General features: G+C 62.0%; 13 protein-coding genes. 2 read left to right on the top strand and 11 right to left on the bottom strand.

The features are described from left to right. Positions 1 to 19: 19 nt before the first annotated feature. Together GCN74_RS00930 and GCN74_RS00925 are read right to left on the bottom strand one after the other, a co-directional pair. Positions 20 to 643, bottom strand: coding sequence for a trimeric intracellular cation channel family protein (locus tag GCN74_RS00930; protein WP_152254911.1), 624 nt, complete (start codon positions 641 to 643; stop codon positions 20 to 22). A 4-nt stretch (positions 644 to 647) separates the two neighbouring features. Then, positions 648 to 3,134 carry a penicillin-binding protein 1A gene (locus tag GCN74_RS00925; protein WP_152254910.1) on the bottom strand — a complete coding sequence of 829 codons (2,487 nt, stop codon included), beginning with the start codon at positions 3,132 to 3,134 and terminating at the stop codon, positions 648 to 650. A 144-nt stretch (positions 3,135 to 3,278) separates the two neighbouring features. Here GCN74_RS00925 and GCN74_RS00920 point away from each other — a divergent pair, with 144 nt between their 5' ends. Beyond that, positions 3,279 to 4,166 (top strand): HTH-type transcriptional regulator ArgP, encoded by an 888-nt coding sequence (locus GCN74_RS00920; protein WP_152254909.1) that lies wholly within the window; start codon positions 3,279 to 3,281, stop codon positions 4,164 to 4,166. Between the two features lie 11 nt (positions 4,167 to 4,177). On the opposite strand, the gene GCN74_RS00915 is transcribed toward GCN74_RS00920, so the two are convergent. Genes GCN74_RS00915 through GCN74_RS00900 form a run of 4 tightly spaced genes read right to left on the bottom strand, consistent with a single transcriptional unit; the run spans position 4,178 to position 7,824 of the window. Beyond that, the gene (locus GCN74_RS00915; RefSeq protein ID WP_152254908.1) at positions 4,178 to 5,050 is read right to left on the bottom strand and encodes an ABC transporter permease; all 873 of its coding nucleotides are present in this window, start codon (positions 5,048 to 5,050) and stop codon (positions 4,178 to 4,180) included. Next, a complete protein-coding gene (locus GCN74_RS00910; RefSeq protein ID WP_152254907.1) occupies positions 5,047 to 5,892 on the bottom strand; it encodes an ABC transporter ATP-binding protein in 846 nt (281 codons plus the stop codon). The genes GCN74_RS00915 and GCN74_RS00910 overlap by 4 nt, the downstream gene beginning before the upstream one ends. 1 nt (position 5,893) lies before the next feature. Continuing rightward, positions 5,894 to 6,907, bottom strand: coding sequence for an ABC transporter substrate-binding protein (locus tag GCN74_RS00905; protein ID WP_152254906.1), 1,014 nt, complete (start codon positions 6,905 to 6,907; stop codon positions 5,894 to 5,896). Between the two features lie 32 nt (positions 6,908 to 6,939). Next, entirely contained in the window at positions 6,940 to 7,824 is an 885-nt protein-coding gene (locus GCN74_RS00900) for a TauD/TfdA dioxygenase family protein (protein ID WP_152254905.1), read from the bottom strand. Positions 7,825 to 8,046: 222 nt separating this feature from the next. On the opposite strand from GCN74_RS00900, the gene GCN74_RS00895 reads away from it, so the two are divergent. Continuing rightward, positions 8,047 to 8,532, top strand: coding sequence for a tetratricopeptide repeat protein (locus tag GCN74_RS00895; protein WP_152254904.1), 486 nt, complete (start codon positions 8,047 to 8,049; stop codon positions 8,530 to 8,532). Positions 8,533 to 8,550: 18 nt separating this feature from the next. Here GCN74_RS00895 and can read toward each other — a convergent pair whose 3' ends face one another. The 5 genes from can to hemH all read right to left on the bottom strand — a co-directional run bounded on the left by can (position 8,551) and on the right by hemH (position 14,681). Continuing rightward, positions 8,551 to 9,222 carry a carbonate dehydratase gene (gene can / locus GCN74_RS00890; RefSeq protein WP_152254903.1) on the bottom strand — a complete coding sequence of 224 codons (672 nt, stop codon included), beginning with the start codon at positions 9,220 to 9,222 and terminating at the stop codon, positions 8,551 to 8,553. Positions 9,223 to 9,359: 137 nt separating this feature from the next. Beyond that, on the bottom strand, positions 9,360 to 10,493 hold the full coding sequence (dnaJ, locus tag GCN74_RS00885) for a molecular chaperone DnaJ (protein ID WP_086147258.1): 1,134 nt from the start codon (positions 10,491 to 10,493) through the stop codon (positions 9,360 to 9,362). Between the two features lie 163 nt (positions 10,494 to 10,656). Then, positions 10,657 to 12,600 carry a molecular chaperone DnaK gene (dnaK, locus tag GCN74_RS00880; RefSeq protein ID WP_152254902.1) on the bottom strand — a complete coding sequence of 648 codons (1,944 nt, stop codon included), beginning with the start codon at positions 12,598 to 12,600 and terminating at the stop codon, positions 10,657 to 10,659. A gap of 91 nt (positions 12,601 to 12,691) precedes the next feature. Then, positions 12,692 to 13,228, bottom strand: a complete 537-nt coding sequence (gene grpE / locus GCN74_RS00875) for a nucleotide exchange factor GrpE (RefSeq protein ID WP_152254901.1) — start codon at positions 13,226 to 13,228, stop codon at positions 12,692 to 12,694. A 343-nt stretch (positions 13,229 to 13,571) separates the two neighbouring features. After that, positions 13,572 to 14,681: a ferrochelatase gene (gene hemH, locus GCN74_RS00870; protein WP_152254900.1), complete on the bottom strand. Its 1,110-nt coding sequence runs from the start codon at positions 14,679 to 14,681 to the stop codon at positions 13,572 to 13,574. Positions 14,682 to 14,782: the final 101 nt, after the last annotated feature.

Here is a 14,782-nt window from a genome sequence, read left to right as displayed (position 1 = left end):
AATAGTCGCGCAGCTGCCGCTACTCGAAACCCCGGATGCGGTCGCCGTTAAAATTCGGCAGGCGCCACTCGAAATGCAGGGCCAGGAAACGGAACAGGAAGCCGGCGCCGATGGATGCCAGCTGGGCCACCGAGCTGTCGACCTGGAAGTACAGCAAACCCACGTACAGGCTGCCCGTAAACAGGGCCACGGTGGCATACACTTCGCGCTGCAGCACGAGGGGAATCTGGTTGCACAGGATGTCGCGCAGCAGGCCGCCGAAGACGCCCGTGATCATCCCCGCCAGCACGACGATGGCCGGATGCATCTTGGCCGACATGGCGATGTCGCAGCCGATCACGCAAAACGCCACCAGGCCCAGGCCGTCGACCAGCAAAAAGACGGCGCGCAGGTGGTGCAGGTAGCGCGCGACAAAGGCCGTGACGATGGCCGCGCCGATGGTAAACAGCAGGTACTCGGGATGCGCGATCCAGCCCAGCGGATAGTGCCCCAGCAGCACGTCGCGCACGGTGCCGCCGCCCAGCGCCGTGACGGTGCCGATCATGCAGATGCCGAACAAGTCCATGCCGCGCCGCATGCCCATGATGGCGCCGGACATCGCTTCGGCGACAATCGCCACCAGGTAAATCGTATATAACAGCATGGTCTTACTCTTCCGAAAATGATTTGAGAATTTGTTCGCGTTCGCGCGCTTCGCTCAGGGCCCGCGCCTCATGGCCGGCGCCGCTGGTGCCGCGCTGTTCGCCGTTCGCCAGGCGCGTGTCGGCGCCCAGGCTGCCGGGCGCGCCGCTGCCGCAACTGACGCTGCTGTGGATGAAGGCATGGCTGTCCTGCAGGCAGTCGCCGGCCAGGTATTCGGCATACACGTAGTCGCCATCGAGCAGGGCCAGGCCCTGCGGTTCGGCCAGTACCTGCTCGCGGCGGCCTTGCACGGCCACCTGCATGTAGTCGCGCCAGACGGGCAGCGCCAGCGTCCCGCCCGTGGCGTTGCCCAAGCTCTTAGGCTGGTCGTAGCCGAGCCAGACGACGGACACGAGGCCCGAGGAATAGCCCGCGAACCAGGCGTCATACGCATTGTTCGAGGTGCCCGTCTTGCCGGCCGCGTCGCCCCTGCCCAGCGCCAGCGCGCCGCGTCCCGTGCCGCTCTTGACGACGTCGCGCAGCATGCTGTCCATGACGTAGGCATTGCGCGTGGAGATGACTTGCGTGCCGGGTGCCGGCTCGCCCTTGGCGCGGGGCGCCGCATCGCTATACAGCACCGCGCCGCTGCGGCTGCGCACTTCCTTGATCAATGTCGGCGGCATCTGCACGCCGCCATTGGCAAACACGGCATACGATTGCGCCAGCTGCAGCGGGGTGACGGCGCCCGCGCCCAAGGCCAGCGGCAAGGAGACGGGATTGCGCGCGCTCTCGAAACCGAAGCGCGTGGCGTAGTGCTGCACGTAGGCGGGACCGGCCGCCTGCATCAGGCTGACGGCCACCAGGTTTTTCGAGCGCACCAGGCCGCGCCGCACGCTGATGAAGCCTTCATAGTTGTTGCCGTAATTGCGCGGCCGCCACGGCTGCGCGCCCGTTTCCTGCGGCAGCAGCAGGCGCTGCGTATCGTCCACGGACGTGCCGGGAAAGTATCCCTTTTCCAGCGCCGCCGAATACACGAAGGGCTTGAAGCTGGAACCGGGCTGGCGGTAGGCCTGCGTGGCGTGGTTGTAGTGGTTGCGGTAGAAATCGAAACCGCCCGCCATGGCGACGATCTCGCCGCTGTGCGCATCGACGGAAATGAGCGCGCCTTCCATCTCGGGCAGCTGGCTCACCAGCCAGCGGTTCTTGGCCCCGTCATGCACCACGCGGATCACGCTGCCCTCGACGATGGCGCGCTTGCCATCCCACTGCAGCTTGCCGCCCAGGCGCGCATCCGAGGCCGTGAGCACGATCTCGTCGCCATTGCGCAGCTGCGCCTTGATCTGGCGCGCACCGCTGCTCTCCACCTTGCGCACCAGCGCGGCGCGCAGCTCGCCGCTGTCCGGATAGGCGGCCAGCTGGCGCGCCACGCTGTCTTGCGAAGCAGCCAGGCGCGCTTCCGGGCCGCGGTAGCCGCGGCGCGCCTGCGCATTCAGCAAGCCGTCGCGCAGCGCCTTGTCGGCCGCCCGCTGCGGCGCCATGCGGATGGTCGTCGTCACGTCCAGGCCCATGCTGTAGGCGCCTTCGGGATAGCTTTGCAGGATCAGCTGGCGCGCTTCCTCGACCGCATACGCGGCCGCGTGCACGGAACTGTTGCGGTCCTTGTTCAGGGCCAGCTTTTCCGCCACGGCGGCCTCGTATTCGGCTGGCGTGATGTAGCCCAGTTCGCGCATGCGCTGCAGGATGTAATGCTGGCGCACGGTGGCACGCTGGGGATTGGCGACGGGGTTGTAGGCCGATGGCGCTTTCGGCAAGCCGGCCAGCATGGCCGCCTCGGCGATGCTGACCTCGGCCAGGGGCTTGTCGAAATAGATGTTCGAGGCGGCGGAAAAGCCGTAGGAACGCTCGCCCAGGTAAATCTGGTTCATATACAGTTCCAGCAGCTTGTCCTTGCCGTAGTGCTGTTCCAGCTTGTAGGCGAGCAGCATCTCCGTCAGCTTGCGCTGCACGGTCTTTTCGCGCGACAGGAAGAAGTCGCGCGCCACCTGCATGGTGATGGTGCTGGCGCCCTGCGCATGGTGGCCCGTGACGACGTTGGCCAGGGTCGCGCGCGTGAGGCCATAGAAGTCGACGGCACCGTGTTCGTAGAAGCGCGCATCCTCGATGGCCAATAAAGCCTGGCGCATGCGCAGGGGGATATCCTTCAAGGGCAGGAATTCGCGGCGCTCTTCGCCGTATTCAGCCAGCAGCTCGCCTTCGCTGGAAAAAATCCGCAGCGGCAGCGCGGGCTTGTACTGGGCCAGATGCTCGACGGCCGGCAGATCCTGCCATACCTGGCGCAGCCAGTAGCCGCCCGCCAGGGCTGCGGACAAGCCCAGGCCCAGGGTCAGTCCCAGGCCGAATTTCAGATTGCGCGCCAGCGTCGATGGCGGCTTGCGGGCGGCGCCGCTGCCGTCTTTCGCGCTGTCTTTCGCGCCGCTTTTTTCACTGTCCTGCGCCGTATCTTGCGTGTCCATATGGTCATTCCTTTGCTGCCAGGAGGCCCCGCGCCTGCGCGCGGCACCCCATCAAAGAAGCATTGTGCACTGCAACACACCTATCCTTATGAAAAGTAAGTATTATTTAGTATTGATAAATTTTTCTTATGTTAGGCACGTACCATGAACCTGAATCCCAAGCACACGGAAGCGTTCCGCGCCGTCGTCGAAACGGGCAGTTTCGAACAGGCGGCGCTGCAGCTGCACCTGACGTCGCCCGCCATTTCGCAGCGCGTGCGGGCGCTGGAAAGCCAGCTGGGCAATGCCTTGATCGTGCGCAGCCGTCCCGCGCGCGCCACGCGCATGGGCCAGCGGCTGATGCAGTATCTGAAGCGGGCCAAGCTGCTGGAAGCGGACTTGCAGGCGGAACTGGCGGTGCAGCAGGATGCCCCGCTGACCCTGGTGCTGGCGCTGAACGCCGACTCGATGGGCACGTGGTTCTTCCCTGCCCTGTCCGAAGTGCTGATACGCGAGCGCGTGCTGCTGGACCTGACCGTGGAAGACCAGGACCACACCTATACCTTGCTGGAGACGGGCATGGCCATCGGCTGCATCAGCACGGAAGCGAAACCCATGCGCGGCTGCACGGCCGAGCCGCTGGGCGTGATGCGCTACTGGCTGGTGGCCACGCCCGCGTTCCGCCAGCAGTGGTTCGCGCATGGCCTGACGCGCAAGGCGGCGCGCACGGCGCCCGTCGTCGCCTACACGCGCAAGGACACCCTGCAGTCGTCGTACCTGCAGGAGGCGCTGGGCTTGCCCGAAGGCGCCTACCCCTGCCATTACGTGCCGGGCGCCACCTCGCACTTCAACGCCATCCGCTACGGCCTGGGCTACGGCATGGTGCCGGAATTGCTGCTCAAGGCGAACGCGGACGGCGAACTGGTGGAAATGCTCACGCCCAAGACCCCGGCCGACGTGGCCCTGTACTGGCACACGTGGAAAGTACAGTCGCCGCGCCTGGAACAGCTGTCGCGGCAAATCGTCGCGGCGGCGCGCAGCATGCTGAAGTAACTGTCAAGTAACTATCGCTGCATGCCCCAGCGTTTCAGGGTGACGCGTTCCAGGCTGCGAAAACCGATGTTTTCCACCAGCAGACCGATGACGATGACGGCTGCCAGGCCCGCAAACACCTTGTCCGTGTAGAGCTCGTTGCGGTTCTGGAAAATGTACCAGCCCAGGCCGCCCTGGCCCGACGTGGTGCCAAATACCAGTTCGGCCGCGATCAGGGTGCGCCAGGCAAACGCCCAGCCAATCTTGAGGCCCGAGACGATGGACGGCAAGGCGCCCGGCACGAGGATGTGCAGCACCAGGCGCAAGCCGCTCAGCCCGTAGTTGCGGCCCGCCATGCGCAGGGTCTCGGGCACGCCCTGGAAGCCCGCATACGTATTCAAGGCCAGCGGCCACATCACGGAATGGACGATGACGAAGATCAGGCTGGCGCGTCCCAGGCCGAACCACAGCAAGGCCAGCGGCAGCAGGGCGATGGCCGGCAAGGGATTGAGCATGGCCGTCAGGGTTTCCAGCACGTCGCGTCCGATGCGGCTGGACACGGCCAACAGGGTCAGCACGAAGGCGGCCAGCACGCCCACCGCATAGCCTTGCAGCAACACCACGAGGGACGCGGCCGTACGCGTGAGCAATTCGCCGCTGGCGATGCCGCCGATGAACGCCTGCGCCGTCTGCAGAAAACTGGGCAACAATAAATCGTTGTGCGTCCAGCGCGCCGCACCCTCCCACAGCAAAGCGAGGCTAAGCAAAATGAAGGCCTTGCGCCACAGCGCATGCTGGCCCAGGCGCTGCCAGCGCGACAGCGGCCGCTCGGCGGCCACGCCGGCCGGCGGCGGCGCCGCGTACACGAACTCCTGGCGGATCGGCGGTTCCAGCAGCGCGCTCATACGGCCTCCCGCTGCGGCTGCTCCGCTTGCTGGACGCTAACAACATCCTCATCGAACAGCAGACCGTGGATGCGCCTGCTGGCGGCCTGGAATTCCGCGCTGCCCCCGCTGTGCAAGCCGAACTGATGGCTGTTCAGCTCGGCGCGCACGCGGCCCGGATGGGGCGACAGCAGCAGGATGCGGTTGCCCACCACCAAGGCTTCCTCGATCGAATGCGTGACGAACACGAGCGTAAAACGCAGCTCTTCCCACAGGCGGCTCAGCTCTTCCTGCATCTTGCGCCGCGTGAGGGCGTCGAGGGCGGCAAACGGTTCATCCATCAGCAGCACTTCCGGCTGCATGGCCAGCGCGCGCGCGATGGCCACCCGCTGCTTCATGCCGCCCGACAAAGTATGCGGATGGGCATCTTCAAAACCGGCCAGGCCCACCTTGGCGATCCAGTGATGGGCACGCTCGCGGGCCGCCACCTTGTCCAGCCGCTTGCTGGCAAGCAAGGGGAACATGACATTTTCCAGCACGGTTTTCCAGGGCGGCAACTGGTCGAATTCCTGGAACACGACGACCCTGTCCGGCCCCGGCTTCGTGATGACTTTTTCCTGCATGGCGATGCTGCCCGCGCGCGGCGCAATGAAACCGGCCACGGCTTTCAACAGGGACGACTTGCCGCAGCCGGACGGTCCCAGCAGCACGAACCGGTCGCCCCGGAACACGTCGAAACTGACGTCGTGCGTGGCGCGCACGGTGCGCTGTTCGGTCCGGTATTCCAGGCTGACATTCCTGACGCTGAGCAAGGGCGCCACCGCCACGGGCGGGCGCACCAAATGAAAGGCGGGTGCGTTCACGTCAGCCTCCTTGCGTGATGGCAGGGTCGTCAAAGAAATAATCGCGCCAGCTGTCGGGCAAGTTGCGGATGGCGTTCACGCGGTGCAGAAATTGCGCCAGGCCATAGGTATTTTGCGGCGCGATCTTGAACTGCACTTGCGGGTTGGCAAAGATTTTCAGCAGCAGGTTACGCTCCACCTTGCTCTTGTTTACCTTGATATAGATGTCGACCGCTCCCTGCGGATTGCTGCTCGCATACTGCGCCGCTTCCGCCAGTGCGGCGATGAAGGCGCGGTAAGTCTTGGGATTGTCCTTGCGGTATTTTTCCGTCGCATACAGCAAGGTCGACGAGCTGGGCCCGCCCTGCACGTCATACGAATTCAGGAGGATATGGGCGTTCGGGTTGTGCGCCAGCTCCTGTTCCTGGAACGGCGAATTGCCGAAGTGGCCAGTCAGCTCCGTGCCGCCGGCGATGATGGCGGCCGCCGCGTCCGGGTGCGGCAGGGTTTGCGTGATTTTATCGAGACGGGCGAATTCCTTGTCGCCCCACTGTTTCGCCACCGCCATCTGCAATATCCTCGCCTGGACGGAGACGGACACGGCGGGCAAGGCGATGCGGTCCTTGTCCGTCAAGTCTGCCAGGGTTTTCACCTTGGGATTGTTGCTGATCAAATAGTAGGGAAAATTGCCCAGCGACGCCACGCCGCGCACATTCTGCCGGCCTTTCGTGCGGTCCCAGATCGTCAACAACGGCCCCAGGCCCGCGCCCGCGATATCGATATTGCCGGACAACAAAGCGTCATTGATGGCAGGGCCGCCGGACAGGGTAATCCATTCGACTTTGACGTCCACGCCCTGCTGCTTGCCATGCTTTTCGATCAGTTTCTGTTCCTGCGCAATATTGAGCAGCAAGAAGGTGATGCCGTGCTGGCCCGCGATGCGGATCTGTCCTTCGGCCCGGGCCATGGGCATCGCCATGCACAGCAGGACGAAGGCGGCGAGCAGGCGACGGGGAAAGGTAGAGATCTGCAACATGGACACTCCTTGGGTCAGGCTACGGGGAAAAATCAGTACGGCGCATCGCCTTCGATGGTGGTGCGGTAGAGTTTGCGGCGCTGGTCGGGCGGGCAACCGGTGGCCAGGTGCATCAGGGAACGGTTGTCCCAGAACACCAGGTCATGCGGCTGCCAGCGGTGCACATACAGGTGCTCGGGGCGCACGCTGTGGGCGAACAGCTCGTCGAGCAGGGCGCGGCTTTCATCGTCGGGCAAGCCGACGATGCGTGTGGTGAAATGTTCGCTGACAAACAGGGTGCGGCGTCCCGTTTCCGGGTGCACGCGCACCACCGGGTGCGTCACGGGTTTGACTTCCTCGATCTGCGCCTGCGTCAGGGCGGGCCGCCATGGGTTGCGGCGGCGCAATTCCTCATACTGGCTCAAGTAGCTGTGTTCGGCACGGGCACCGCGCACGGCGTGGCGCAGCGCGGCCGGCAAGCTTTCCCACGCCAGGTGCATGTTGGCAAACACGGTATCGCCGCCCTCGTCCGGCAACTCTTGCGCGTGCAGCATGGAGCCGAGGCTGGGCACTTCCTTGTTCGACAGGTCCGAATGCCAGAAATGGCCCGCATCGCCCAGGCCGATGGGCTGGCCATCCTCGACGATGTTGGAGATGATCAGCACTTCCGGTTGCGCGGGCAGCTGGAACTGGCGCAGCACGTGGATTTGCAGGGGACCGAAGCGGCGGCTGAAATCCACCTGCTGCTGCGGCGTGATGCGCTGGTCGCGGAAGACCAGCACGTGATGGTCGAGGTGAGCGTGGTGCAGGCGCTGGAAGTCGCCCAGCGACAGCGGCTGCGACAAGTCCAGTCCCAGCACTTGCGCGCCGAGCGGCGCATCGAAAGTTTCGATACGGAAGTGGCTGCTGGAAAGCACGGGTTTCAGGACGGCCGACATAAGAATCCGCAAATAGTCAGGGGAAGTCCACTGTATGCCGGCCGGCCCTGCCTGCAAACGAAGCATTTACTATATGGATATGCGGGGCGCGTTGCGCCGCGCCGCAACAGCCGCTGTCCCGAATTGGCACAGCGGCGGCACGTTCCCGCATCGATCGCTCCTGGACTGCGCTAGCACGCAACTTGCTTGCCTACCAAGCTTCAACCGATTCCCAGGAAAACCATGTCCCCCTACGCCCTGCTGCTCGCCTTGCTGTTCGCCGTTCCCGTCCATGCCCAGGATAGCCAGGATGAAGGCGACCTCAGCTACAAAGCCTATGTGCGCAGCGACAAGCGCATCAAGTGCTTGTACGGCTATGCGGCCGACAAGACGGGCGACCATGCGGCGGCCGTCGCCATCTTTGAAGACTGCATCCGGCGCTGGAACGATGTGTATTCGATGATTTGGCTGGCCCAGCTGTATGAAACGGGCGTGGGCGTGCCCAAGGACCTGGTGCAGGCGACGGCGCTGATGCGGCGCGGCGCCCACACCAACGACGATGCCGCCTATGCGCGGCTGGCCCGCTACCACTATGGCGTGGCGCTGGCCGAAGGCCGGGGCACGCCCCAGGATCTTTCCCAGGCCAGGACCTGGCTGCGCCAGGCGGCGCAGGAGGGAGTACAAGAGGCGGCCGATTACCTGGCCCGCCTCGCCGGCGCCGCGCCGTAAGCGCTGCGCCGGCGTTGCTTACGCCGTTGCTTCGTAGCGGGCCAGGCGGGCCGCCATGCGCGGCGCCAGCTCATGGCCAGCCGTGACGGTCACTTCCAGGTCGTTCAGCAAGCCATCCTTCAAGCCATAGACCCAGCCATGGACGCTGAGTTCCTGGCCCCGTTCCCACGCATCCTGCACGATGGTGGTCTGGCACACGTTCAAGACCTGTTCCACCACGTTCAGCTCGCACAGGCGGTCGCCGCGCTGGCGGCTGGTCAGCACGTCGCCCAGGTAGCGCTCGTGCTTCTGGCCCACGTCCTGCACGTGGCGCAGCCAGTTGTCGACCAGGCCGATGCGCGTGCCCGTCATGGCCGCGTGTACGCCCTTGCAGCCGTAATGGCCGACGATGATGATGTGTTTGACTTTCAGCACGTCCACGGCAAATTGCAGGACGGACAGGCAATTGAGGTCGGAATGCACGACCACATTGGCGATATTGCGGTGCACGAACACGTCGCCAGGCGCCATGCCCAGCAGTTCGTTGGCGGGAACGCGGCTGTCGGAACAGCCGATCCACAGGTATTCGGGCGAGGTCTGCGCTTCCAGGTTTTTGAAGAAATTCGGGTCTTTCGCCACCATCGAGTCGGCCCAGCGGCGGTTACGCTGCAGCAGTTCCGCCAGGGCCAGGCCGCTTTTCTGTTCGGTCATATCGCTCCCATTCTGTGAGTTCGGTTGAGCAGCGCGCCGATCGCCTGCGTTAGCGTGCGATGCGCGCAGATGCCAGTCAACCTGGGTAAAAAAACGCCGGGATGTGTGAGCATCCCGGCGCATGGTCTTACGTGTGCTTACTCAAAAAAATCCTTGACCTTGTCTTTCCAGGTCTTGCTTTGCGGACTGTGCTTGGCACCGCCCTCGGTCGTCGACTTTTCAAAGTCGCGCAGCAGGTCTTTCTGTTTTTCCGTCAGTTTCACGGGTGTTTCAATGGCCACGTGGCAGAACAGGTCGCCCGCGTAACCGGAGCGCACGCCCTTGATGCCCTTGCCTTTCAGGCGGAAGGTCTTGCCCGACTGGGTGCCTTCAGGAATCGTGAACGACACCTTGCCGTTCAGGGTAGGCACTTCGATTTCGCCGCCCAAAGCCGCCTTGGCAAACGAGATCGGCATTTCGCAATGCAGGTCGTCGCCTTCGCGCTGGAACACGGCGTGCGGCTTGATGTGGATTTCCACATACAGGTCGCCCGACGGACCGCCATTCGTGCCCGGTTCGCCGTTGCCGGACGAACGGATACGCATGCCGTTGTCGATACCGACTGGAATTTTCACTTCCAGGGTCTTGTTGCGCTTGATGCGACCGGCGCCGCCGCATGGCGTGCACGGGTCCGTAATGACCTTGCCGCTGCCATGGCATTTCGGGCAGGTTTGCTGGATGCTGAAGAAACCTTGCTGCATGCGCACCTGGCCGTGGCCACCGCAAGTACCGCAAGTGGTGGGCGAGGTGCCCGGCTTGGCGCCGCTGCCGTGGCAAGTGTCGCACTTGTCCCAGCTCGGCACGCGGATGGTCGTGTCGAAGCCGTGAGCAGCTTGCTCCAGTGTAATTTCCAGGTTGTAGCGCAAGTCAGCGCCACGGTACACCTGTGGACCCGCATTGCGGCTGCGTCCACCGCCGCCGCCAAAGATGTCGCCGAAGATATCGCCGAAGCTGTCGGCAAAGCCGCCAGCACCGCCGCCGAAGCCGCCTCCGCCGCCCATGTTCGGGTCCACGCCCGCGTGACCGTAGCGGTCATACGCATCGCGCTTTTCCGGATTGGTCAGCATCTCGTAGGCTTCTTTGACTTCCTTAAACTTTTCTTCCGATTCCTTGCTATCCGGATTGCGGTCCGGATGGTATTTCATCGCCAGTTTACGGTAAGACTTTTTGATCTCTTCTTCCGAAGCATTTTTTGCGACACCGAGTGTCTCGTAAAAATCACGCTTTGCCATGTTGTCGGCACCTTGCAGTCTATCTACTGATGTAAAAATTACACGAAAAAGCCGAGTCGAGTGCTGCGCTAGGCGCAGCGACTCGGCTCGGCCGGTCTTCGCGGCTAATCCCGCGATGTAGCGTTCAGCCCGGCTGCCCCCAGTTCATGGGAGCGCAAGACAATTACTTGCTGTCTTTGACTTCTTTGAAGTCAGCGTCGACAACGTCGTCTTGCTTGGCGCCTGCATCGGATGCGCCAGCAGCTTGCTGTGCACCTTCCGCGCCGCCGGCAGCTTGCTGCGCTTGCATGTCGGCATACATTTTTTCGCCCAGTTTCTGCGATGCGCTCGACAGTGCTTCCACCTTGGCGTCGATCTCAGCCTTGTCGCCCGCCTTGATGCTTGCTTCCAGGTCGGTGATCGCCGCTTCGATCTTCTCTTTCTCGCCCGCGTCCAGCTTGTCGCCGTATTCGGTCAAGGATTTCCGGGTCGAGTGTACCAGAGCATCGGCCTGGTTGCGCGACTCGGCCAATTCTTTGACCTTCTTGTCTTCTTCCGCGTTCAATTCGGCGTCTTTCACCATCTTCTGGATTTCCGCCTCGGTCAAGCCGGAATTGGCCTTGATCGTGATCTTGTTTTCCTTGCCGGTGGCCTTGTCTTTCGCGCCGACATGCAAGATGCCGTTGGCGTCGATGTCGAAGGTCACTTCGATCTGTGGCGTACCGCGTGCTGCTGGCGGGATGCCTTCCAGATTGAATTCGCCCAGGCCCTTGTTGCCGGCGGCGATTTCGCGCTCACCCTGGAAGACCTTGATGGTCACCGCAGGCTGGTTGTCGTCGGCCGTCGAGAAGACCTGGCTGAACTTGGTCGGAATCGTCGTGTTTTTGTGGATCATCTTGGTCATCACGCCGCCCAGGGTTTCGATACCCAGGGACAGAGGAGTAACGTCCAGCAACAGCAAGTCCTTGCGTTCGCCCGACAGGACCGAACCCTGGATCGCGGCGCCCACGGCGACGGCTTCGTCCGGGTTCACGTCCTTGCGTGGCTCCTTGCCGAAGAATTCCTTCACTTTTTCCTGCACCTTCGGCATACGGGTCATACCGCCGACCAGGATGATGTCATCGATGTCCGACACTTTGACGCCCGCATCTTTGATAGCGGTGCGGCAAGGTTCCATCGTTGCCGTGATCAGCTCTTCCACCAGCGACTCCAGCTTGGCGCGGGTCATCTTCAGGTTCAAGTGGACCGGTGCGCCGTTCGCCATGGCGATGTACGGTTCGTTGATCTCGGTTTGTTGCGACGACGACAGCTCGATCTTCGCGCGCTCGGCCGAAGCCTTGATGCGCTGCAGAGCGATCGGATCTTTTTTCAGATCGATGCCGTTGATCTTCTTGAACTCGTCGATGATGTAATCGATGACGCGCTGGTCAAAGTCTTCGCCGCCCAGGAAGGTGTCGCCGTTGGTCGACAGCACTTCAAATTGTTTCTCGCCATCAACATCCGCGATTTCGATGATCGACACGTCGAACGTACCGCCACCCAAGTCGTACACGGCGATTTTACGGTCGCCTTTTTCAGCCTTGTCCAGGCCGAACGCCAGCGCTGCCGCGGTTGGCTCGTTGATGATGCGCTTGACGTCCAGGCCAGCGATACGGCCGGCATCCTTGGTGGCTTGACGCTGCGAGTCGTTGAAGTACGCAGGCACGGTGATAACGGCTTCGGTGACTTCTTCACCGAGGTAGTCTTCTGCCGTTTTCTTCATCTTGCGCAGCACTTCAGCCGAAATTTGCGGCGGCGCCAGTTTTTTGTCGCGTACGCCGATCCATGCATCGCCGTTGTCGGCTTTCATGATTTGGTACGGCATCAGCGCGATGTCTTTTTGCACTTCTTTTTCGTCGAACTTGCGACCGATCAGACGCTTCACTGCGAACAGCGTGTTTTTCGGATTGGTCACGGCCTGGCGTTTCGCCGGCGCGCCGACGAGAATTTCGCCATCTTCTTGATAAGCAATAATCGACGGCGTCGTGCGTGCGCCTTCAGCGTTTTCGATTACCTTTGGTTGACCGTTTTCCATGATGGAAACGCAGGAATTCGTGGTTCCCAGATCGATACCGATAATTCTACCCATGATTTTTTTCCTTTTATTTGCTAGATTTCAGATGGTTCTTATATGTGGCAAAGCGGCATGGTTTCAAGGCTTGCTTGATGCCGCCCTCTGATTATTTTGCTTGCGCGGTCGTTACAATGGCTGGACGCAGCAGGCGGTCCGCAATCATATAGCCCTTTTGCAGGACTGACACGATGGTATTGGCTTCCTGGTCCGCTGGCACCACGGCAACGGCCTGGTGTTTCATCGGATCGAGTTTCTCGCCCTGCACTGGCAAGACTTCCACCAGGCGGTTGCGCTCGAACGCAGCGTTCAATTGCTTCAGGGTCATCTCGACGCCTTCTTTCAGCGACTCGACGGTCGGTGCTTCCACCGTCAGCGCCGTTTCCAGGCTGTCTTTCACCGGCACCATGGCTTCGGCAAAGCTTTCCACTGCGAATTTATGCGCTTTAGCAACATCTTCCTGCGCACGGCGGCGAATGTTTTCGCCATCGGCCTTGGCGCGCATGAAGGCATCGTGCATCTCTGCAAGACGCGCCTCGGTACTCGCCAGCTGCTCTTCCAAAGTAGGCTCTGCGGGAGTCGATGGGGCAGTCGCCGCGGCGTCCGCTTGCGGATTAGGTACAGCTTGGTTTTCCTGATCTTGCATCTAGAAAGCTCCTACAATCAATGACTTAAATGAGTTAGTCTAAAATCTTTACAACACTAACGGGCAGATGGGGCTATATCCTATTGTTTCAAGGGGTATTCATGGCAAAACCGGGGATTACCTCGTTCCATGTTACAGCTTATTACAAAGCGCTTCCCGTTTCGGGCAGCGATCCGTGCGCACCCCCCTTGATTTTCCTGGCTTCCCACGGCAAAGCGGGCATTCTACCAGCCCCGCCGCCGCCATCGCCACTGGCAGCGTTGCTATCTGGATAGTTCCGTGGCCACGCCAAACATGACAAAGCCGCGCAAGCGCGGCTTTTTATTGCATAAAAATAATTATTTCAGTTCGCGCCGCCCAGCGCCAGGGCCGCCGCGCGCGCCTGCTCGCCCGCTTTCCTGTCGCCCTCGCGCTGCGCCGCCGTCTTCATCGTCGGCCAGCCGATCATGTGTTGCTCGGCGATTTCTGCCAGTCCCGCGATCCAGGCCGGCGTTTCATTCAAGCAAGCGATGTAATGAAACTGCTGGCCGCCGGCCGTTTCGAAATCATGCTTGGCTTCCATGGCGATCTCTTCCAGGGTTTCCAGGCAATCGCTGGTAAAGCCCGGGCACAGCAGGTCGACGCGCTTGATACCCTGTTGCGCCAGCGCCACCAGGGTGGGCGCCGTGTACGGCTGCAGCCACTCGGCCTTGCCAAAGCGCGACTGGAAGGTCACCACATATTGCTCTTTGGTTAATTTCAACTTTTCCGCCAGCAGGCGCGCCGTTTTCAGGCATTGGCAGTGATACGGGTCGCCCAGCAGCAAGGTGCGCTTGGGCACGCCATGAAAGCTCATCACCAGTTTATCCGGACGGCCATGCGCTTCCCAGTGGTTCAGCACGGAATCGCGCAAGGCATCGATATACGTGTCGTGCTCGTGGTACTGCTTAATAAAACGCAATTCCGGCACATTGCGCACCGTGGCGTAATGGGCAAACACGGCATCGTAGATGGAACCTGTCGTCGTGCCCGAATATTGCGGATAGGCGGGCAGGATGGCGATGCGCTCGCAGCCTTCGCTTTTCAAGGTGGCCAGTACCTCGGGCAAGGAAGGCGAACCGTAGCGCATGGCCATGGCCACCGTGACGCCGTCGTGGCCCCGTTCGGCCAAGGCGCCCGCCAGCAGTTTCGCCTGCTTTTGCGTGTGCACTTTCAGGGGCGAGCCTTCGCGCGTCCAGATCGACGCATATTTCTTGGCCGACTGGCCCGAGCGGAATGGCAGGATGATCAGGTTCAAAATGCACCACCAGACGGCGCGGGGAATTTCCACCACGCGCGGGTCCGACAGGAATTGCTTCAGGTAGCGCCGCACGGCCGACGACGTGGGCGCATCGGGCGTGCCCAGGTTGACCAGCACCACGGCGCTGCGGTCGATGCTGCCATGCGTGTACGGCGGTTCTGTTTGAAATGACATGAAGGCTCTTTGAAGGCGTTGGATGGATAGCCACTTATTATAGTTGCATTGAGTTAATAGCGAGGCACTGGGGTCAGACCCTCAATGCCGCTAACGCCAAG

The organism is Janthinobacterium sp. FT14W, assembly GCF_009208755.1.
GTDB lineage: Bacteria > Pseudomonadota > Gammaproteobacteria > Burkholderiales > Burkholderiaceae_D > Janthinobacterium > Janthinobacterium violaceinigrum.
This window is presented reverse-complemented; position numbering and strand designations above follow the sequence as displayed.

Coding starts and splice junctions, on each gene's coding strand:
- GCN74_RS00895 (WP_152254904.1), top strand. CDS start 8,047: ATGTCCCCCTACGCCCTGCTGCTCGCCTTGCTGTTCGCCGTTCCCGTC.
- can (WP_152254903.1), bottom strand. CDS start 9,222: ATGACCGAACAGAAAAGCGGCCTGGCCCTGGCGGAACTGCTGCAGCGT.
- grpE (WP_152254901.1), bottom strand. CDS start 13,228: ATGCAAGATCAGGAAAACCAAGCTGTACCTAATCCGCAAGCGGACGCC.
- GCN74_RS00925 (WP_152254910.1), bottom strand. CDS start 3,134: ATGGACACGCAAGATACGGCGCAGGACAGTGAAAAAAGCGGCGCGAAA.
- GCN74_RS00915 (WP_152254908.1), bottom strand. CDS start 5,050: ATGAGCGCGCTGCTGGAACCGCCGATCCGCCAGGAGTTCGTGTACGCG.
- GCN74_RS00905 (WP_152254906.1), bottom strand. CDS start 6,907: ATGTTGCAGATCTCTACCTTTCCCCGTCGCCTGCTCGCCGCCTTCGTC.
- GCN74_RS00900 (WP_152254905.1), bottom strand. CDS start 7,824: ATGTCGGCCGTCCTGAAACCCGTGCTTTCCAGCAGCCACTTCCGTATC.
- hemH (WP_152254900.1), bottom strand. CDS start 14,681: ATGTCATTTCAAACAGAACCGCCGTACACGCATGGCAGCATCGACCGC.
- dnaK (WP_152254902.1), bottom strand. CDS start 12,600: ATGGGTAGAATTATCGGTATCGATCTGGGAACCACGAATTCCTGCGTT.
- GCN74_RS00920 (WP_152254909.1), top strand. CDS start 3,279: ATGAACCTGAATCCCAAGCACACGGAAGCGTTCCGCGCCGTCGTCGAA.
- dnaJ (WP_086147258.1), bottom strand. CDS start 10,493: ATGGCAAAGCGTGATTTTTACGAGACACTCGGTGTCGCAAAAAATGCT.
- GCN74_RS00930 (WP_152254911.1), bottom strand. CDS start 643: ATGCTGTTATATACGATTTACCTGGTGGCGATTGTCGCCGAAGCGATG.